This window comes from Streptomyces sp. NPDC001093, from assembly GCF_040298985.1.
Lineage (GTDB): Bacteria > Actinomycetota > Actinomycetes > Streptomycetales > Streptomycetaceae > Streptomyces.
Map to the genome: position 1 here is coordinate 1 of NZ_JBEPBF010000091.1, position 18,698 is coordinate 18,698.

General features: G+C 71.0%; 17 protein-coding genes. 1 reads left to right on the forward strand and 16 read right to left on the reverse strand.

Features of this window, described 5'->3' with window-relative positions:
- Positions 1 to 186: 186 nt before the first annotated feature.
- The 13 genes from nusB to ABT288_RS33800 all read right to left on the reverse strand — a co-directional run bounded on the left by nusB (position 187) and on the right by ABT288_RS33800 (position 13,167).
- On the reverse strand, positions 187 to 621 hold the full coding sequence (gene nusB, locus ABT288_RS33740) for a transcription antitermination factor NusB (RefSeq protein WP_351616033.1): 435 nt from the start codon (positions 619 to 621) through the stop codon (positions 187 to 189).
- Between the two features lie 2 nt (positions 622 to 623).
- Positions 624 to 1,190: an elongation factor P gene (gene efp, locus ABT288_RS33745; RefSeq protein WP_208901946.1), complete on the reverse strand. Its 567-nt coding sequence runs from the start codon at positions 1,188 to 1,190 to the stop codon at positions 624 to 626.
- Positions 1,191 to 1,234: 44 nt separating this feature from the next.
- Positions 1,235 to 2,365: a M24 family metallopeptidase gene (locus tag ABT288_RS33750; RefSeq protein ID WP_351616036.1), complete on the reverse strand. Its 1,131-nt coding sequence runs from the start codon at positions 2,363 to 2,365 to the stop codon at positions 1,235 to 1,237.
- A gap of 140 nt (positions 2,366 to 2,505) precedes the next feature.
- On the reverse strand, positions 2,506 to 3,420 hold the full coding sequence (locus ABT288_RS33755; RefSeq protein WP_351616038.1) for a Pro-rich N-terminal domain-containing protein: 915 nt from the start codon (positions 3,418 to 3,420) through the stop codon (positions 2,506 to 2,508).
- Between the two features lie 176 nt (positions 3,421 to 3,596).
- Positions 3,597 to 4,688, reverse strand: a complete 1,092-nt coding sequence (aroB, locus tag ABT288_RS33760) for a 3-dehydroquinate synthase (RefSeq protein WP_351616039.1) — start codon at positions 4,686 to 4,688, stop codon at positions 3,597 to 3,599.
- Positions 4,685 to 5,167 (reverse strand): shikimate kinase, encoded by a 483-nt coding sequence (locus tag ABT288_RS33765; protein ID WP_351616115.1) that lies wholly within the window; start codon positions 5,165 to 5,167, stop codon positions 4,685 to 4,687. Before ABT288_RS33765 ends, aroB begins: the two co-directional genes overlap by 4 nt.
- A 32-nt stretch (positions 5,168 to 5,199) precedes the next feature.
- Positions 5,200 to 6,384 carry a chorismate synthase gene (gene aroC / locus ABT288_RS33770; protein WP_351616042.1) on the reverse strand — a complete coding sequence of 395 codons (1,185 nt, stop codon included), beginning with the start codon at positions 6,382 to 6,384 and terminating at the stop codon, positions 5,200 to 5,202.
- Positions 6,385 to 6,547: 163 nt separating this feature from the next.
- Positions 6,548 to 7,387, reverse strand: coding sequence for a shikimate dehydrogenase (locus tag ABT288_RS33775; protein ID WP_351616045.1), 840 nt, complete (start codon positions 7,385 to 7,387; stop codon positions 6,548 to 6,550).
- Positions 7,368 to 9,041: an endolytic transglycosylase MltG gene (gene mltG / locus ABT288_RS33780; RefSeq protein WP_351616048.1), complete on the reverse strand. Its 1,674-nt coding sequence runs from the start codon at positions 9,039 to 9,041 to the stop codon at positions 7,368 to 7,370. The genes ABT288_RS33775 and mltG overlap by 20 nt, the downstream gene beginning before the upstream one ends.
- Before the next feature lie 123 nt (positions 9,042 to 9,164).
- Positions 9,165 to 9,629 carry a Holliday junction resolvase RuvX gene (gene ruvX / locus ABT288_RS33785; RefSeq protein ID WP_351616051.1) on the reverse strand — a complete coding sequence of 155 codons (465 nt, stop codon included), beginning with the start codon at positions 9,627 to 9,629 and terminating at the stop codon, positions 9,165 to 9,167.
- Between the two features lie 49 nt (positions 9,630 to 9,678).
- Positions 9,679 to 12,351 carry an alanine--tRNA ligase gene (alaS, locus tag ABT288_RS33790; RefSeq protein ID WP_351616054.1) on the reverse strand — a complete coding sequence of 891 codons (2,673 nt, stop codon included), beginning with the start codon at positions 12,349 to 12,351 and terminating at the stop codon, positions 9,679 to 9,681.
- Positions 12,351 to 12,725 (reverse strand): hypothetical protein, encoded by a 375-nt coding sequence (locus ABT288_RS33795; protein WP_351616056.1) that lies wholly within the window; start codon positions 12,723 to 12,725, stop codon positions 12,351 to 12,353. The genes alaS and ABT288_RS33795 overlap by 1 nt, the downstream gene beginning before the upstream one ends.
- A 16-nt stretch (positions 12,726 to 12,741) precedes the next feature.
- Positions 12,742 to 13,167: a DUF948 domain-containing protein gene (locus tag ABT288_RS33800; RefSeq protein WP_351616118.1), complete on the reverse strand. Its 426-nt coding sequence runs from the start codon at positions 13,165 to 13,167 to the stop codon at positions 12,742 to 12,744.
- A 160-nt stretch (positions 13,168 to 13,327) separates the two neighbouring features.
- Between ABT288_RS33800 and ABT288_RS33805 the strand changes: the two genes are divergently transcribed.
- The gene (locus tag ABT288_RS33805; RefSeq protein ID WP_351616059.1) at positions 13,328 to 15,517 is read left to right on the forward strand and encodes an ATP-binding protein; all 2,190 of its coding nucleotides are present in this window, start codon (positions 13,328 to 13,330) and stop codon (positions 15,515 to 15,517) included.
- A gap of 173 nt (positions 15,518 to 15,690) precedes the next feature.
- Here ABT288_RS33805 and rpsD read toward each other — a convergent pair whose 3' ends face one another.
- The 3 genes from rpsD to ABT288_RS33820 form a co-directional block, all read right to left on the reverse strand.
- Entirely contained in the window at positions 15,691 to 16,305 is a 615-nt protein-coding gene (gene rpsD / locus ABT288_RS33810; RefSeq protein WP_023552091.1) for a 30S ribosomal protein S4, read from the reverse strand.
- Positions 16,306 to 16,610: 305 nt separating this feature from the next.
- On the reverse strand, positions 16,611 to 17,966 hold the full coding sequence (locus ABT288_RS33815) for a replication-associated recombination protein A (RefSeq protein WP_351616063.1): 1,356 nt from the start codon (positions 17,964 to 17,966) through the stop codon (positions 16,611 to 16,613).
- 47 nt (positions 17,967 to 18,013) lie between these two features.
- A complete protein-coding gene (locus ABT288_RS33820) occupies positions 18,014 to 18,670 on the reverse strand; it encodes a vitamin K epoxide reductase family protein (protein WP_351616065.1) in 657 nt (218 codons plus the stop codon).
- Positions 18,671 to 18,698 lie beyond the last annotated feature (28 nt).

Consider the following 18,698-nt stretch of genomic DNA (forward strand, 5'->3'; position numbering starts at 1 on the left):
CCGCGCCGGGCCCCCCCCCCACCCGGCGAAGCCCCCCCCACAACCCCCCCACAACCGCCCCGCGGGGGTGGCGGCCCCCTGGCGGTCCCCCCCCCCCCGGCGGCGTTTTCACGGTCATCCCAGGAAAGCCGGAGGACCCGCAGCACGAGCGTGCTGCGGGCCCTCCGGCGATGGCGTATCGGGCGGTTACGCCTGGTCCCGGCGCAGGGACGGCTTGAGTTCCTTCAGGCGGCCCAGCAGGCCGTTCACGAACGACGGCGACTCGTCGGTGGAGAACTCCTTCGCCAGCTGCACCATCTCGTCCAGGACGACGGCGTCCGGGGTCTCGTCGACCCAGATCAGCTCGTACGCGCCCAGCCGCAGGATGTTGCGGTCCACGACCGGCATCCGGTCGAGCGTCCAGCCGACCGCGTACTGGGCGATCAGCTCGTCGATCCGCCGCGCGTGCCCGGCGTAACCCTCGACCAGCTGCATCGTGTACTCGCTGACCGGCGGCTGCCGGGTGTCGGACCGGGACAGCCGGATCCAGTCCGCGAGGACCGTCAGGACGTCGGCGCCGCGCTGGTCGCCCTCGAAGAGGATCTGGAAGGCGCGCTTGCGGGCCGTGTTGCGGGCAGCCACGGTTAGCTGTTCACCCGGCCGAGGTAGTCGCTGGTGCGGGTGTCGACCTTGATCTTCTCACCGGTGGTGATGAAGAGCGGGACCTGGATCTGGTGGCCGGTCTCCAGGGTGGCGGGCTTGGTGCCACCGGTGGAGCGGTCGCCCTGGACGCCCGGCTCGGTCTCGGCGATGGTCAGCTCGACCGCGGCGGGCAGCTCGACGAAGAGAACCTCGCCCTCGTGCTGCGCGACGGTGGCGGTGAAGCCCTCGATCAGGAAGTTCGCGGCGTCGCCGACGGCCTTCCGGTCGATGTGCAGCTGGTCGTAGGTCTCCATGTCCATGAAGACGAAGTACTCGCCGTCCATGTACGAGAACTGCATGTCGCGCTTGTCGACAGTGGCGGTCTCGACCTTGACGCCGGCGTTGAAGGTCTTGTCGACCACCTTGCCGGACAGCACGTTCTTCAGCTTGGTGCGCACGAAGGCCGGGCCCTTGCCGGGCTTGACGTGCTGGAACTCGACGACGGACCAGAGCTGGCCGCCTTCGAGCTTGAGCACCATGCCGTTCTTGAGGTCGTTCGTGGAAGCCACGGTTGCGGAATCTCCTGGACTGACGTACGACCCCGGGTCACGCGCTACAGCGCGAGCAGTTCCTTGGTCGTGATGGTGAGTAGCTCGGGTCCGCCGTCCGCCTCGGGGCGCACGACGAGCGTGTCATCGATCCGGACACCGCCCCGGCCCGGGAGGTGGACCCCCGGTTCGACGGTGACCGGCACGCAAGCGTCCAGTTTACCCATGGCCGCGGGCGCCAACTGCGGGTCCTCGTCGATTTCGAGTCCGACACCGTGTCCGGTCAGCGGTGGCAGGGCTTCCGCATAGCCGGCCGAGTCCAGTACCTGGCGGGCCGCGCGGTCCACATCGCCGTAGCCGGCACCGGGCGCCAGGGACTCCCGTCCGGCGCGCTGGGCGGCGAAGACCAGGTCGTACAGCTCGACCTGCCAGTCGGCGGGCGAGGTGCCGATCACGAAGGTACGGCCGATCTCGCAGCGGTAGCCGCGGTAGGTCGCGCCCAGGCACACGGTGAGGAAGTCGCCCTCCTCCACCCGCCGGTCGGTGGGGCGGTGCCCGCGGCGGCCGGAGTTCGGCCCGGTGGCGACCGAGGTGGGAAAAGCCGGCCCGTCGGCGCCGTGGTCGACGAGCCGGCGCTCCAGCTCCAGGGCGAGGTGCCGTTCGGTACGGCCGACCAGGATGGACTCGAGCAGCTCTCCGAGGGCCTGGTCGGCGATCTCGGCGCCGATGCGCAGGCAGGAGATCTCCTCCTCGTCCTTGACCACCCTGAGCTGCTCCACGGCTCCGCCGAGGTCGCCGAGGCGGAGTGCGGGGGCCCCGGAGGCGATCGCCCTGTGCCGGGCGACGGTGAGGTGGTGTTCCTCGACGGCCAGGGAGTCGGCGGACTGGGCCACGGCCAGTTCGGCCGCCGCGACCGCGGCGTCGCCGCCGGCACCGACGGCCCGGCCGACGCCGTTCGGCGCGAGGACGTGCAGGCGCAGGTTCTCGTCCAGGCGGCCCTCGGAGGGGCGGTCGTCGGGCTGGCCGATGCATACGAGGAGGTCCTCGCGTCTGCCGAGCAGCAGCGCGGAGCCCTGCGGGGCTGCGGCGGCGAGGTAGCGCACGTTGGCTGGACGGGTGACGAGCGCTGCCGCGGTGCCGGCCGCGGTGAAGTGGTCTCTCAGCCGGGATCTGCGGGTCGCGTACACCTCTGACATGAGATGAGCGTAGGAGTATTGACCGGTTTATGCCGGTTTTTAGGGGCCGAGTGGGGTTTGCGTGGGGTGGCTGCCGTGGATCGCCGGGTGCGGGTGCGTCGCGGGTTCCCGCGCCTCATACGGCACTGCAGTTCCCCGGCTCACCAGCTCGGTGGGCTCGCTATCGCTCTCGCCAGGACCTCGTCCAGAACGCGGGCCGTCCCGGGGATGTCCAGCTGGGAGTTGTCGATGATCGGGAGTCCCGAGCCGTACCAGCCCGCCATGCGGCCGTGGATGCGGGCCACCTCCTCGTCGGTGAGGCGGCGGTTGCCGGTGCGTTCGGCGTTGCGTTCCAGGACGATGTCCAGGCCGGGCAGGAGGACGACGGGCAGCAGGCCGGGGCCGACGTGGCGCTTCCAGCCGCCGAGACCGACGACCGGGCGGTCCGGGAAGACCGCGTCGTCCAGGATGCAGGAGATGCCGTTGGCGAGGAAGTTGCGGGCGGCGAAACCGCAGGTGCGGCGGGCCAGGCGGTACTGGGCCTCGGAGTTGTCGTTCCAGCCGGACTGGGGGTCGGCGAAGCCGGAGCGGACCCATTCACGGACGTCGTCCAGGCTGATGTGCGCGGTGGGCACGCGGCGGTGGTCCGCCCAGTACTTGGCCACGCTCGTCTTGCCCGCGCCGGCCGGGCCGATCAGCAGCACGGCCAGCGTGGTCGACGCCGGGTCGGGCGCCGCGGCGGGAGCCGGGGGCGCCATAGGCACCCCGACGGGCCCGCCGGGTGGCAGCGGGACGTGACCGGTGGTATCAGGGGCCGGCAGCACAGCGGGCTGGGGCGCAGGGGGCTGGGGAGCGGCGGGCTGCGGGGGTGGGGGCTGAGGCGCGGGCGGTTGCGGGGGCGTCGGCGGGACGGTGCCGGTGGGGGCCGGGAAGCCCGGCGGAGGGGGCACGGGGGCGGGCCCCTGGGAGGCTCCCGGGTGCGGGCCCGGGTGGTGTGCGGCCGACGCCCAGCCGGCGTGCGGCACCTGCCCCGGCTGGTGGGGCGGCGGCAGCGGAGACCCCACTGCGTGCTGCATCCGTTGCCACTCCGTCTCGTACAAGCAGTTCGTGCTGGCAGCGGGGCTGACCCCGCTGCCTACCGAACGGTACCGTCCCCCGCCGTCGTTTGGTGAAACGGCCGGGGGCGGCCCGAAGTGCCCGTTCCGCAAAGGAAGTCGAGGCAGGGAATCGGGCGGACGGAACAGCGCAGGACTTACTGGCCCACTTCGCCGTAGGCGGCGAGCAGGACGGCCGGGTCCGGGCCCTCCAGGACGGTCGGCTTGGCCAGGCCGTCGAGGACGATGAAGCGGAGCAGGTCGCCGCGGGACTTCTTGTCGATCTTCATCGTCTGCAGCAGCTTGGGCCACTGGTCGTAGCGGTAGTGCAGCGGCAGCCCGACCGCTTCCAGGACCGTACGGTGACGGTCCGCGGTCGCGTCGTCCAACCGGCCCGCCAGACGGCCCAGTTCGGCGGCGAAATGCATCCCGACCGCGACCGCCGCACCGTGCCGCCACGTGTAGCGCTCGTTCTTCTCGATCGCGTGGCCCAGCGTGTGACCGTAGTTGAGGATCTCCCGCAGACCCGACTCCTTCAGGTCCGACGAGACCACCTCCGCCTTCACCCGGATCGAGCGCTCGATCAGCTCGGCCGTGTGCGGGCCCGCCGGAGTCCGCGCACCCTGCGGGTCCGACTCGATCAGGTCCAGGATCACCGGGTCGGCGATGAAGCCGGCCTTGATCACCTCGGCGAGCCCGGAGACGTAGTCGTGGACCGGCAGGGAGTCCAGCGCGGCCAGGTCGCACAGGACACCGGCCGGCGGATGGAAGGCACCGACGAGGTTCTTGCCCTCGGCGGTGTTGATGCCGGTCTTGCCGCCGACCGCCGCGTCCACCATGGCCAGCACCGTGGTCGGCACGGCGATCCAGCGCACCCCGCGCAACCAGGTCGCGGCCACGAACCCGGCCAGGTCCGTCGTCGCACCGCCACCCACACCCACCACGACGTCCGTGCGCGTGAAACCCGACTGACCCAGCGCCTTCCAGCAGTAGGCGGCCACCTCGGCGGTCTTGGCCTCCTCCGCATTGGGCACCTGGATGGCGACCGCCTCATAGCCCTGCTCGCCCAGGTCGGCGCGCAGCGCATCCCCGGTCCCGGCCAGCGCCTCGGGATGGATCACCGCGACCCGCCTGGCCCTGGAACCGATCAACCCGCCCAGCTCGCCGAGCAGTTGGCGCCCGACCAGCACCTCGTAGGGGTCGGTGCCCGCGCTGCCGGCGACCTGGATCCGGGTGACTGCCTCGCTCATGCTTCCTTCAACTCCAGTGCGTCCAGCGCTGCTCGGGTGACCTCTTCGGGGCTACGGCCGTCCGTCGCCACCACGGCGGTGGCAACCTCCTCGTACAGATGCCGCCGGGCCTCCATCAGCTCACGCCACTGCCTGCGCGGATTGACCGCGAGCAGCGGACGCGCCACGTTCAGACCGGTGCGCTTGACGGCCTCCTCCACGTCCATGGAGAGGTAGACCACCCGGTGCCCGGCCAGCAGCGCGCGCGTGTCGGCGTCCAGGACGGCCCCGCCGCCGAGCGCGAGGACGCCCTCGTGCTCGGCGAGTGCCGTGTGCACGGCCCGCTTCTCGAGCGCGCGGAAGGCGGGCTCGCCCTCGTCGACGAAGATCTCGGCGATGGTGCGGCCCTCGTGGGCGACGATGTCCTCATCGGTGTCCCGGTAGCCGAGCCCGAGGCGCTCGGCGAGCAGCCGGCCGACGGTGGACTTGCCGACGCCCATCGGGCCGACCAGTACGACGGCGGGCACGGCGCTCACCGGATCCGCAGGTTGTCGAGGTACGACCGCACGTTGCGCCGGGTCTCGGCCACCGAGTCGCCGCCGAACTTCTCGGCGACCGCGTCCGCCAGGACGAGCGCGACCATCGCCTCGGCGACGATGCCCGCGGCGGGCACGGCGGAGACGTCGGAGCGCTGGTGGTGGGCCTGAGTGGCCTCGCCGGTGGTGACGTCCACCGTCTTCAGGGCGCGCGGCACGGTCGCGATGGGCTTCATCGCGGCCCGCACCCGCAGCAGCTCGCCGGTGCTCAGGCCGCCCTCGGTGCCGCCGGCGTGGCCGGAGACGCGCTTGATGCCCTCGGGCGTGTTGACGATCTCGTCGTGCGCCTTGGAGCCGGGCACCCGGGCCAGCTCGAAGCCGTCACCGATCTCGACGCCCTTGATCGCCTGGATGCCCATCAGGGCACCGGCGAGACGGGCGTCCAGCTTGCGGTCCCAGTGCACGTGCGAACCGAGACCGACCGGCACCCCGTACGCCAGCACCTCGACCACGCCGCCGAGCGTGTCGCCGTCCTTGTGGGCCTGGTCGACCTCCGCGACCATCGCCTTCGAGGCGTCCGCGTCCAGGCAGCGCAGCGGGTCGGCGTCCAGCTTCTCGACGTCGGCCGGCGTGGGGTACACACCCTGCGGGGCCTTCACGGAGCACAGCTCGACCACGTGGGAGACGATCTCGATGCCGGCCGTCTCCTTCAGGTAGGAGCGGGCGACCGCGCCGAGGGCCACCCTGGCGGCCGTCTCGCGGGCGGATGCGCGCTCCAGGATCGGGCGGGCCTCGTCGAAGCCGTACTTCTGCATGCCGGCCAGGTCGGCGTGACCGGGCCGCGGCCGGGTCAGCGGGGCGTTGCGGGCCAGACCCGCGAGGATCTCCGGGTCGACCGGGTCGGCCGCCATGACCTGTTCCCACTTCGGCCACTCGGTGTTGCCCACCATGATCGCGACCGGGGAGCCCAGCGTCAGACCGTGCCGGACACCACCCAGGAAGGTGACCTCGTCCCGCTCGAACTTCATCCGCGCACCGCGGCCGTAGCCGAGCCGCCGCCGCGCCAGGTGGTCCGCCACCATCTCCGTGGTGATCGGCACGCCGGCGGGAAGCCCCTCCAGCGTCGCGACAAGTGCGGGACCGTGGGACTCCCCCGCGGTCAGCCAACGCAGCCTGCTCAACGGTGCTCCTCAGTGTTCGCGCCCGGTACTGCCCGGCGTACACGCGTCCTCGCGTACGGCGACGGCATGACCGGGTGCGCGACCCCGGCCCGCCACCTCCGATCCTCCCACGTCCGGGGCCGGAATCCGGTCGCCGGTCCACAAGGCGGACGTGGCGCGGCGATCAGCGGGCGGCGAGTGCCTTCTCGCCGGCGCGGCGCATGGCCTCCAGGGGTGCCGGGGACCGGCCGGTCATCTGCTGGACCTGCAGGACGGCCTGGTGGACCAGCAGGTCGAGGCCGCTGACCACGGCGCCACCGAACATGGACCAGCGGGCCGCCAGCTCGGTGGGCCAGGGGTCGTAGAGCACGTCGAAGAGGGTGGCGGGGCGCTCGGGCACGGCGGCGGCGAGGGCGTCGGTGGTGCCGGCGGGCGTGGTGGCGATCACCAGCGGGGCGCGCAGTGCCCGCTCTGCGTCCGCCCAGTCCGCCGTACGCACCTCCACGTCGAGCCGCTCGCCCCACTGGCGCATCTCGGCGGCGCGGGCCTCGCTGCGGACGTAGGCGACGACCTCGCCGGTGCAGATCCGGGCGAGGGCGGCGAGCGCGGAGGAGGCGGTGGCACCGGCGCCGAGGATCGCCGCGGAGTCGACCTCCTCGATGCCGTGCTCGCGCAGCGCGGCCACGATGCCCGGGATGTCGGTGTTGTCGCCGAGGCGGCGGCCGTCCTCGGTGAGGACGACGGTGTTGACCGCGTCGACGGAGGCGGCCGTCTCGCTGATCTCGTCCACCAGCGGGATGACCGCCCGCTTCAGCGGCATGGTCAGCGACAGTCCCGCCCACTCCGGCCCCAGCTTCTCGAAGAAGCCGGGCAGCCCGGCCTCGTCCACCTCGAAACGCTCGTACGACCACCCGGTGAGCCCGAGCTCGTCGTACGCGGCCCGGTGCAGCACCGGGGACAGGGAGTGGGCGATGGGCTTACCGAGCACGGCGGCCCGGCGGGCGTCAGTTGCCCGAGGTGGCATTGAACTTGTCCTTGAGGCGCTGGAATTCGGCGAGGGTCTTGGCGAATTCGGTGTTGTTCACTCCGTCGGTCGCCACGAAATACAACCACCCGTCGTGCGTCGGGTTCAGGGCCGCCATGATCGCGTCCGCGCCGGGATTGCCGATCGGGCCGGGCGGGAGCCCCTTGTGCCGGTAGGTGTTGTACGGGCTGGGGTTGCTGTTGATCTCCTTGAGGGAGATATGGATGTTACTGGTGCCCTTGAGGTAGTTGTACGTCGAGTCGAACTGCAGCAGCTGGTTCGTCTCGGTATTGGTGGGCTTGAGACGGTTGTAGACCACTTCCGCCATCTTGCGGAAGTCGTCGTTCGTCTTGCCCTCCGCCTGCACCAGGCTCGCGACCGTGACCAGCTCGAACGCGTTGTTCAGGCCCAGCGCCCGGGCCTTCGAGGTGAGACCGTAGGCGTCGTACTTGGACTTCGCCTCGGCGACCATCTGCTTCAGGATCGCGTCGGGCTTCATGCCCTTGGCGGCGGGATAGTTGCCCGGGAAGAGGAAGCCCTCCAGCGGGTCCTTGATCTCGCCGCTGTTCGCCGTGTTCTGCGCCCAGGCGGGCAGACCGAGGGCCTTGTACTCCTGCCTGGCGACCTTTTCGGTGGTGCCGGCGGAGAGTGCGAGCTTCTTGTCGATCGCCTGGTAGACGCCGGCATTCCGTTCGCCCGGAGTCACCATGACGACGTTCTGGCTCTTCGGGTCCATCATCATTTTCACGGCGCTGGCGGCGGACATCTCCTTCTTCAGGAGATACGCGCCGGCCTGGATGCTGTCACCGCCGGGGATCGTGTTCTGCGCGTGTACGAAGGCTTCGGCGCTCTTGACGACCCCGGCCTGTTTCAAGCGGTTGCCGATGTCCCAGCCGCCCGCGCCCTTGGGGATCTCGACGGTCACCGTCTCGTTGATCCCGTCGCCCGTGTAGTCGGGCGCCGGGGCGAAACGATTTTGGTAGAACTTGTAGCCGAAGTAGCCCGCCGTGCCGATGCCGCCGCCGAAGACCAGGACGACGACCATGCAGGCGCAGCCGTTGCGCCGTTTCTTGCCCTTCTTGGTGGGCTTCTTGCCGCCTCGCCGGTCACGGCGGCTCTCGAGCTCGTGCTCCTCGTCGTCATCGTCATCGCCGCCGCCCGTGAAGAAGGGGTGCTGCTCCTCCTCCTCGTCGGGAACGGCCTCGGTTTCGGGTTCCGGCTCGGGGCGCCTGTGGCCGGGCGGCACCGGCGGCGGGTAGGCGTCCTCGGTGCCGTAGAAGTCGGGCTGCTCCCCGCCGTAGGCCATGGGCTGCTGGCCGTACGGGTCACCGGGATCGGGGGCGTACGGCATCTGGCCATGGGAGTCGGCCGCGTTCCAGCCGCCCTGCTGCTGGTACTGCTGCTGGGTCTGACCGGCGTACTGCTGATGGGCCTGTTCGTCGTAGTACGGGTACTGCTCGTGGCCGTACCCGGAGTACTGCTGCTGGCTCCAGTCTCCGTACTGCGGCTGCTGCGGGTACTGCTGCTGTGGCTGGCCGCCGTAGGCAGGCTGCCGGCCGATGTGGGCCTGCTGCCCTTCCCATCCGCCGTCCCCGTACAACGGGTCCTGCGGATGCCACGGTTCGGGGCCTGGGCCCCGGCCATACTCAGTCATCGATCCCCTAGAGCCGCGAGGCCGACCGGTCACGCGGCCGGTGGGCCCGCTTCCGTTCCGCCTCTTGCTGTGCGCCTACTGTTCGAACACCGGCACATCGCGCGGAACGTTACCGTATCGCGATCAGATGACCACTTCGACGCCCTCGCCGGGTGCTTTACCTGACACTCGTTCGGATTCGAGGGCCTGCTGGAGGATGATGACGGCGGCCGCCTGGTCGATGACCGCGCGGCCCTTCTTCGATTTCACGCCGGAGGCGCGCAGGCCCTGAGTGGCCGTCACGGTCGTCATCCGCTCGTCCACCAGGCGTACCGACACCGGCTTGATGCCTTTGGCCAGCTCCTGGGCGAATGCGCGGACCTTGACGGCGGCCGGTCCCTCGCCGCCCTTGAGGGAGCGAGGGAGTCCGACGACGACCTCGATCGGCTCGTACTCCTCCACCAGTTGACGCAACCGGCGGTGGGCGGCGGGGATGTCCCGGCCGGGGACGGTCTCCACCGGTGTGGCGAGGATCCCATCGGGGTCGCACGACGCGACCCCGATCCGGGCGTCCCCGACGTCGATCGCAAGTCGACGTCCTCTGCGCATTTCCGACCGTTTCCTTACGTCGCCGTCTTCTTCGCCGTCGATCTCGCCGTCACTTGGCCGTGTCGGCGACGAGACGCTCGACGGCGTCGACGGCCTCGCCGACGGCGGCGGGGTTCTGGCCGCCGCCCTGGGCCACGTCCGGCTTGCCGCCACCGCCGCCGCCGAGGGTCTTGGCGGCGGTGCGGACCAGGTCACCGGCCTTGAGGCCGCGCTCGCGGGCGGCCTCGTTGGTGGCGATGACCGTCAGCGGCTTGCCGTTGCTGACGGTGAAGAGGGCCACGACCGCGGCACGTCCGCCCTGGATGCGGCCGCGCACGTCGAGGACCAGCCTGCGCAGGTCGTCGGGCGTGGTGCCGTCCGGGACCTGGCCGGTGACGACGGCCACGCCGCGCACGTCCTTGGCGGACTCGGCGAGACCGGCGGCGGCCTGGAGCACCTTCTCGGCGCGGAACTTCTCGATCTCCTTCTCGGCGTCCTTCAGCTTGCCGAGCATCGAGGAGACCTTCTCGGGCAGCTCCTCCGGGCGGCCCTTGAGCAGCTCGGTCAGCTGGTTGACGACCGTGTGCTCGCGGGCGAGGAAGGTGTAGGCGTCCACGCCGACCAGGGCCTCGATACGACGGACGCCGGAGCCGATGGAGGACTCGCCGAGCAGCTTCACCAGGCCCAGCTGGGCGGTGTTGTGCACGTGCGTGCCGCCGCACAGCTCCTTGGAGAAGTCGCCGATGGTCACCACACGGACCCGCTCGCCGTACTTCTCGCCGAACTCGGCGATGGCGCCCTGCTTCTTGGCCTCGTCGATGCCCATGATCTCGGCGTGCACGTCGAGGTCGCGGGCGAGCACCTCGTTGATCTTCTGCTCGACGTCGGTCATCACGGCCGTCGGCACGGCGGACGGGGAGCCGAAGTCGAAGCGGAAGCGGCCGGGCTGGTTCTCGGAACCGGCCTGGGCGGCCGTCGGGCCGAGGGCGTCGCGCAGGGCCTGGTGGGTCAGGTGGGTGGCCGAGTGGGCGCGGGCGATGGCCTTGCGGCGGCGGGCGTCGATCGAGGCGTGGGCCTTGGCGCCGACGGTCACCTCGCCGACCTGGACGACGCCCTTGTGGACGTACACACCCGGGACCGGCTTCTGGCAGTCGCGGATCTCGATGACGGCACCGGAGTCGGCCTTGATGCGGCCGGTGTCGCCGATCTGACCGCCGCCCTCGGCGTAGAACGGGGTGCGGTCGAGGACGATCTCGACCTCGTCGCCCTCGGTGGCGGCCGGGGAGGACACGCCGTCGACGAGGATGCCGACGATCGTGGACTCACCCTCGGTGTCCGCGTAACCGATGAAGTCGGTCTCGCCGGCGGTGTCGGCGATCTCGCGGTAGGCGCCCATGTCGGCGTGGCCGGTCTTCTTGGCCTGGGCGTCGGCCTTGGCGCGCTCCCGCTGCTCCTTCATCAGGCGGCGGAAGCCTTCCTCGTCCACGCTCAGGCCCTGTTCGGCGGCCATCTCGAGGGTGAGGTCGATCGGGAAGCCCCAGGTGTCGTGGAGCAGGAAGGCCTTGTCGCCGGCCAGGACCGTGCCACCGGCCTGCTTGGTCTCGGTGACGGCGGTGTCGAGGATGTTGGTGCCGGCCTTCAGCGTCTTGAGGAAGGCGTTCTCCTCCGCGATGGCGACCTTCTCGATGCGCTCGCGGTCGGTGACCAGCTCGGGGTACTGCTGACCCATCATCTGGATCACGGTGTCGAGGAGGTCCTTGACGACCGGACCGGTGGCGCCCAGCAGGCGCATGTTGCGGATGGCTCGGCGCATGATGCGGCGCAGGACGTAGCCGCGGCCCTCGTTGCCCGGGGTGACGCCGTCGCCGATGAGCATGGTGGCGGTGCGCATGTGGTCGGTGACGACGCGGAGGGAGACGTCCGAGTCGTGGGCGTCGCCGTAGCGGACGCCGGTCAGCTCGGTGGCCTTGTTGATCACGGCCATGGAGGTGTCGATCTCGTACATGTTCTGCACGCCCTGCAGAATCATGGCGAGCCGCTCCAGACCGAGGCCCGTGTCGATGTTCTTGCTCGGCAGGTCCCCGAGGATCTCGAAGTTGTCCTTGCCGATGCCCTCGCCGCGCTCGTACTGCATGAAGACGAGGTTCCAGATCTCCACGTACCGCTCGTCGTTGACGGCGGGGCCGCCCTCGACGCCGAACTCGGGGCCGCGGTCGTAGTTGATCTCGGAGCAGGGGCCGCACGGGCCGGGGACGCCCATGGACCAGAAGTTGTCCTTCATGCCCAGGCGCTGGATGCGCTCCTTGGGCACGCCGACGACCTCGTGCCAGATCTGCTCGGCCTCGTCGTCGTCCTTGTAGACCGTGATCCACAGGCGCTCGGGGTCGAGGCCGTAACCGCCCTTGTCCTGGGGGCTGGTGAGCAGCTCCCAGGCGTACTTGATGGCGCCTTCCTTGAAGTAGTCGCCGAAGGAGAAGTTGCCGCACATCTGGAAGAACGTGCCGTGACGCGTGGTCTTGCCGACCTCTTCGATGTCGGGCGTGCGCACGCACTTCTGCACGCTGGTGGCGCGCGGGAACGGGGGCTTGACCTCGCCCAGGAAGTAGGGCTTGAAGGGCACCATGCCGGCGGGGACGAGGAGCAGAGTCGGGTCGTCCGCGATGAGCGACGCCGAAGGGACGACGGTGTGCCCGCGCTCCTCGAAGAAGCTCAGCCAGCGGCGGCGAATCTCGGCCGACTCCATCAGTGGTCCTCATTCCGGTTGTACGAGTGCTTCGCTTGCGAAGAAAACGACGTTTCGATGTACGTCGGTGTGCTGCTGTCGTTGCTGCGGTTGGCCTCGATGGCGGCTTGCCGCCTCGGTGTGGGGAGTTCGGGGTTCTCGTGGATCCCGAGGGCCTCCTCCAGCTCCGCCTCCCGCTGGGCCATGTTGTCGCGGACGTCGAGCGCGAAGCCCACCGCGCGGTCCTTCAGGCGGTGACCGGTCTCCAGGGCCTTGTTCGCCGCCGTCGCGGCGAGGCTCTCCGGGGTCAGCTGCCTGAGCTTGCGGTTGACCTTGGTGGTCGCCCACACACCGGCGGCGACACCGGTGGTGAACCAGAACGTACGGCGGAACATCGCTCGGTCTCAGTCCTTACTTCCGCTTGCGTCGTGCGGCAGGGACCGTGCGGCCCACGATCACGGTACGCCGGGGCGTCTTCGCGGGCACGTCCTCCTTGCGGCCGCCCAGTGCCCGGCGGACGCCGTAGCCGAACGCCGCGACCTTGACCAGCGGGCCGCCGAAGGTGGAGGCGACCGTGCTGGACAGCGCGGAGGCGTTCGAGGTGACCTCCTGGACGTCGGAGGCGATCGCGTCGACGCGGTCGATCTGGGTCTGCGCGGAACGCACGGCGGTGGAGGCGTCGGCGAGCAGCGGGACGGCCTGGTCGGTCACGTCCGACACCAGCTTGGTGGTCGCCTTGAGCGTCTGGGCCAGCCTCGCGAGTGCCACCGCGAGGAAGGAGACCAGGATCGCCCAGAAGACGGCCACCAGGATCCCGGCCACCTCTCCACCGGACACAGTGCGCACCCGCTCCCTGAAACGTGCCTCACCATCGAAAAGTCGTGTCCGAGCCTATCGCGCCGCGGCCACGGCTCCGTACCGGATTACCGGGCGGCGCGGACGGAGTTGCGGGAAGCGATTGTACGCAGTGAACACGCTTCAGTACGCTCCGTGTCCCATGCGAGGTTCTCAGCGCCCAGATCCCTTCTCCGACGGTGATCCGCCCCTGGAGCTGACCACGTTCGTCGGGCGCTCGGCCGAACTCGCCGAGCTGACGGACGCGCTCGGCGGGGCCCGGCTGGTGACCGTGACCGGGGTCGGCGGTGTCGGCAAGTCCCGGCTGGCCGCGCGGGTCGCCGCCGGGTGGGAGTCCGGGACCGGGCGGGTGGAGCTGGCGCCGGTGCACGATCCGCAGTTCGTCGAGTACGCGGTGGCGGAGGCGCTGGGGCTGACCGATCACACCGCCCGGCCGCCCCGGCAGACCCTCCTGGAGCATCTCGCCGGCCGTCCGGCCCTGCTGGTGCTGGACGGCTTCGAGCATCTGGTGGACGCCTGTGCGGAGTTGACGGCGGAGCTGCTGCGGAAACTGCCGGAGCTGCGGGTACTGGCGGTGGGCCGGCGTCCGCTGGGGCTGGCGGGCGAGCGGCTGTTCCCGCTGGCGCCGCTCGGCGAGGACGAGGCGGTGGAGCTGTTCGCCGACCGGGCCCGGGAGCAGGGCCTGGAGGTGTCCGACGGGCCCGAGGTGCGCGAGCTGTGCCGGCGGCTGGAGGGGATCCCGCTGGCACTGGAGCTGGCGGCCGGGCGGCTGCGGGCGCTGTCCCCGGCGCAGCTGCTGCGGCGGCTGGACGACCGGTTCCGGCTGCTGGCGGCGAGCGGCTGGGAGGGTGCTCCGCGCCCGGTCCCCGGCGGCCCTCCGGCTCGCCACCAGACGCTGCGCACGGCGATCGGCTGGAGCCATGAGCTGTGCACGCCCGCCGAGCGGCTGTTGTGGGCGCGGCTTTCGGTGTTCGCGCAGACCTTCGACCTGGAGGCGGCCGAGTATGTGTGCAGTGGGGACGGGCTGCCCGCCGAGGACGTCCTGGACGTGCTGTCGGAGCTGTTGGCCCAGTCGGTCGTGACCCGCGAGGAGAGCCCGGCCGGCCTCCGCTACCGGACGCTGGACACGGTCCGGGACTACGGCGCCGAGTGGCTGGAGGGGACCGGGGACGCGGGCCGGCTGCGCAGACGGCACCGGGACTGGTACCTGGGCCTGGCGACCTGGTGCGAGCTGGACTGGTTCTCGCCCCGGCAGGGCGAGGTCGCCGCACGGGTCGAGGCGGAGCTGCCCAATCTGCGGGCGGCGCTGGAGTTCTGCCTGACGGAGCCGGAGGAGGCGCATCTCGGCCAGTACCTCGCGGGCTCGCTGTGGTTCTGCTGGGTCGGCTGCGGGCGGCTCGCGGAGGGCCGCCGCTGGCTGGCGCGCAGCGTGGAGCTGGAGTCGGAGTACGACCAGTCGCGGCTGAAGGCGCTGTGGGTGCTCGGCTATGTGGCGATCCTGCAGGGCGACACCGTGCCGGCGCTGACGGCGCTGCGGGAGTGCCGGGAGCAGGCCGAGCGGGTCGCGGATCCGACGGCGGCGGCGTACGCCGAGCACCGCACCGGTTGTCTGGCGCTGGTCACCGATGACATGGCCCGTGCAGAAACGCTGCTGCGGTCGGCGCTGGACCGCTATCAGGAGATCGGCGAGCTCAACAGCAATGTGCTGATGGGCCAGGTGGAGCTGGCGATGGCGCGGGCCTTCCAGGGGGACCTGCCGGACGCGGTACGGCTGTGCGAGGACGTACGCCAGGTGTGCGAGGACCACGGGGAGCGCTGGGCCCGCAGTTACGCGCTGTACGTGCTGGCGTACGCGGCCTGGCAGGAGGGCGCCCTGGACAGCGCGCGGGAGCTGCTGGAGGACTGTCTGCGCAACGCCCACGCCTTCCACGACCTGCTGGGTTCGGTGCTGGTGATGGAGCTGCTGGCGCTGGTGACGGCGGCCGGGGGCGAGCCGGCCGAGGCGGCGCTCCTGCAGGGGGCGGCGGCCCGGATGTGGCCCTCCGTGGGGCTGCCCCTGTTCGGCTCGGCGTACTACAACGCCCCGCACGAGCGCTGCGAGGCGCTCGCCCGGCACGCTCTGGGGGACGCCGGGTACGAGGAGCGGGTGCGGGAGGGGGGCCGGCTGGACCGGGAGGCGGCGGTGCACCGGGCGCTGGGGCGGCATGCGGTACGTCCGCTGGGCGCGCTGCCGACTCCGCGGGGACCGGTGTCCCGGGGCGGCGGAGGCGCGAACCGCGCTGAGGCGACCGAGCGCGCCGCCGACTCCGCGCGGGGTTCACGCGCGCCGTAGGGGCGTGGGCCGTATCGGCATACGGCTGCGCGGCGTGGCGCGACCTGCCCCCTGCGGCCCGCGATGTCCGGACGACCGGAAACGACGACCGGAAATCAAAGACCCGCCGCCTCGCCCGTCCGGCAGGGCCGGGCGGGGAGACGGCGGGCTGAGGTGCTGCGCCGGGGCTGGGGTCAGCGGGCGTAGTACTCGACGACGAGCTGCTCGTCGCAGATCACCGGGATCTCCTTGCGGTTCGGCTCGCGGTCCAGGCGGAACGCCAGGGCCTTGAGGTTCACCTGCAGGTAGCGCGGGGTCTCACCCTCGGGGGCGAAGCCACCCTCGCGGGCGATCGTGAAGAGCGTCTTGTCCTTGGAGCGGTCGCGGACCTGCACGACGTCGTCCGGGCGGACGCGGAAGGACGGCTTGTCGACCTTCTGGCCGTTGACCTGGATGTGGCCGTGGACGACCATCTGACGGGCCTGGTAGATGGTGCGGGCGATGCCCGAACGCAGGACCAGGGCGTCGAGACGGCGCTCGAGCTCGATGATCAGGGCCTCGCCGGTCTTGCCCTGGACCTTGGAGGCACGCTCGTACGCGCGGACGAGCTGACGCTCGGACACGTCGTACTGCGCGCGCAGGCGCTGCTTCTCGAGCAGACGGACCTTGTAGTCCGAGTTCTGCTTGCGGCCGCGGCCGTGCTCACCCGGCGGGTAGGGGCGGGCCTCGAAGTACTTGACGGCCTTCGGGGTCAGCGCGATACCGAGGGCACGCGACTTCTTGACCTTGGGGCGGGACTGGTTCGCCACTGTCTCAATCTCTTTCGTAGTTCTCGGCTCGTCAGGGTTAGGGAGGTCGCATCCGCAGCCGGGAAAACCCGCCGGGCCCTCACGGGACCTGCCGGGCAGCCGCTTCCCTGGTCTGGGCACATACGTGCAGCACGCGAGTGGCCCACCGACCGTCCCGGAGTTCCGGGTGGTGGTGGGCTGCCCGCGACACCTTCGACGGTGCGCGACGCTCCTGGAACCTCGCGTCCTCGCGGCCGTGGGGTTCCGGCTGGGTGTCCCGCTCTGACTGCACGGGACTCAGCACTTCGGGCAAGTCTACAGGGCGCTCACGACCGCCTGCGACCGAGGTGCTTGCGGGTCCACTCCACCGCGTCCGCGTACCGCGCCTCGGCGCCGTGCCGGCCCGGGGTGTAGTACTCGCGGTCCTTCAGGGCGTCCGGGGCGTACTGCTGCTGGGCGATGCCCTCGGGCAGGTCGTGCGGGTACACATAGCCCTGGGCGTGGCCGAGCTTGGCGGCGCCCTTGTAGTGCCCGTCGCGCAGGTGCGGCGGGACCGGGCCGGCCAGGCCCTTGCGTACGTCTTCCATGGCGGCGCCGATCGCCGTGGTCGCCGAGTTGGACTTGGGGGCGAGCGCGAGGGCGATGGTGGCGTGGCTGAGGGTGAGGGCGGCCTCGGGGAAGCCGATCATCGCGACGGCCTGGGCGGCGGCGACGGCGAGGGGCAGGGCGCCCGGGTCGGCCAGGCCGATGTCCTCGCTGGCGGAGATCATCAGGCGGCGGGCGATGAACCGGGGGTCCTCGCCGGCCTCGATCATGCGGGCCAGGTAGTGCAGGGCGGCGTCGACGTCGGAGCCGCGGATGGACTTGATGAGGGCGCTGGCGACGTCGTAGTGCTGGTCGCCGTCGCGGTCGTACTTCACCGCCGCCCGGTCGACCGTCTGCTCCAGCGTCTCCAGGCCGATCTCGCTCTCGCCCTTGTCGAGGGCGGCTCCGGCGGCGGCCTCCAGGGCGGTCAGGGCCCGGCGGGCGTCGCCGCCGGCGATGCGCAGCAGGTGCTCCTCGGTGTCCTCGGGGAGGCCGACGGCGCCCTTCAGGCCGCGCTCGTCGGTCAGGGCGCGCTCCAGCAGGCCGCGGATGTCGTCGTCGGTGAGCGGTTCGAGGGTGAGCAGGAGCGAACGGGACAGCAGGGGCGAGATCACCGAGAAGTACGGGTTCTCGGTGGTGGCCGCGATCAGGGTCACCCAGCGGTTCTCGACCGCCGGGAGCAGGGAGTCCTGCTGGGCCTTGCTGAAGCGGTGGATCTCGTCCAGGAAGAGGACGGTCTCCTTGCCGAAGCCGCCGGTGGCGCGGCGGGCGCCGTCGATGACCGCGCGCACCTCCTTGACGCCCGCGGTGATCGCGGACAGCTCCACGAACCGCTTGTTCGTCGCCTTGGAGACGACGTACGCCAGGGTGGTCTTGCCGGTGCCGGGCGGGCCCCAGAGGATCACCGAGGACGGTCCGGCCGGGCCGCCGGAGCCCTCGCCGACCAGCCGGCGCAGCGGGGAGCCGGGCCCCAGCAGATGCTGCTGGCCCACGACCTCGTCGAGGCTGCGCGGGCGCATCCGAACCGCCAGGGGGCTGGCTGCCGGGTCCTTCTCCTGGCGTTCTTCTGCTGCGGCGGTGAACAGGTCGGGTTCCACGTCCAGAACCCTAAATCACCGCACTGACAATGCGGCCGGGCCGGGGCTCAGGCCCAGAGCTGGCTGCCCCAGCGGGTCAGGATCAGCATGGCGATGATGCCGCAGTGCGTGACCGGCACCACCCAGGTGAATTCGCCGAGGAAGGACTTCAGCCAGCGCGGGGCCGGCAGGAAGTCGTTGCGGACGTTGAACGAGGTCACGTACCAGAACATGGTGATCGTGGCGACCCAGGCCAGCGAGCACCACAGGCACAGCGCGTTGATCCGGTACAGGGACTCGAACTGCAGCCAGGTGACGAAGCAGACGCCGAAGAGCGTGCCGAAGTTGAAGGTCAGCCAGTACCAGCGCGGGAAGCGGGCGCGGGTCAGCAGGCTCATGCCGACGCAGATGACGATGCCGTAGCAGACCAGGCCGAGCATGGGGTTCGGGAAGCCGAAGACCGCCGCCTGCTTGCTCTCCATGACGCTGCCGCAGGAGACGACCGGGTTCACGCTGCAGCCGGGCGTGAAGGTCTTGCCCGCGACCTTGGCCTCGAGGATCTTGAACTTGTCGAGCGTGATGACCCAGGCGGCCAGCAGGCCGGCTGCGCCCGTGATCACCAGCAGCAGGGCGAAGGCACGGCTGCCGCCCTCCGTGCGCGGGGCGTCGGCGGCACGCTCGGGACCCGACTCCGTGGAGACGTCGTTGACTGTCGTCTTGCTCATCACGCCGATTCCGTCACTTGAGAGTTGG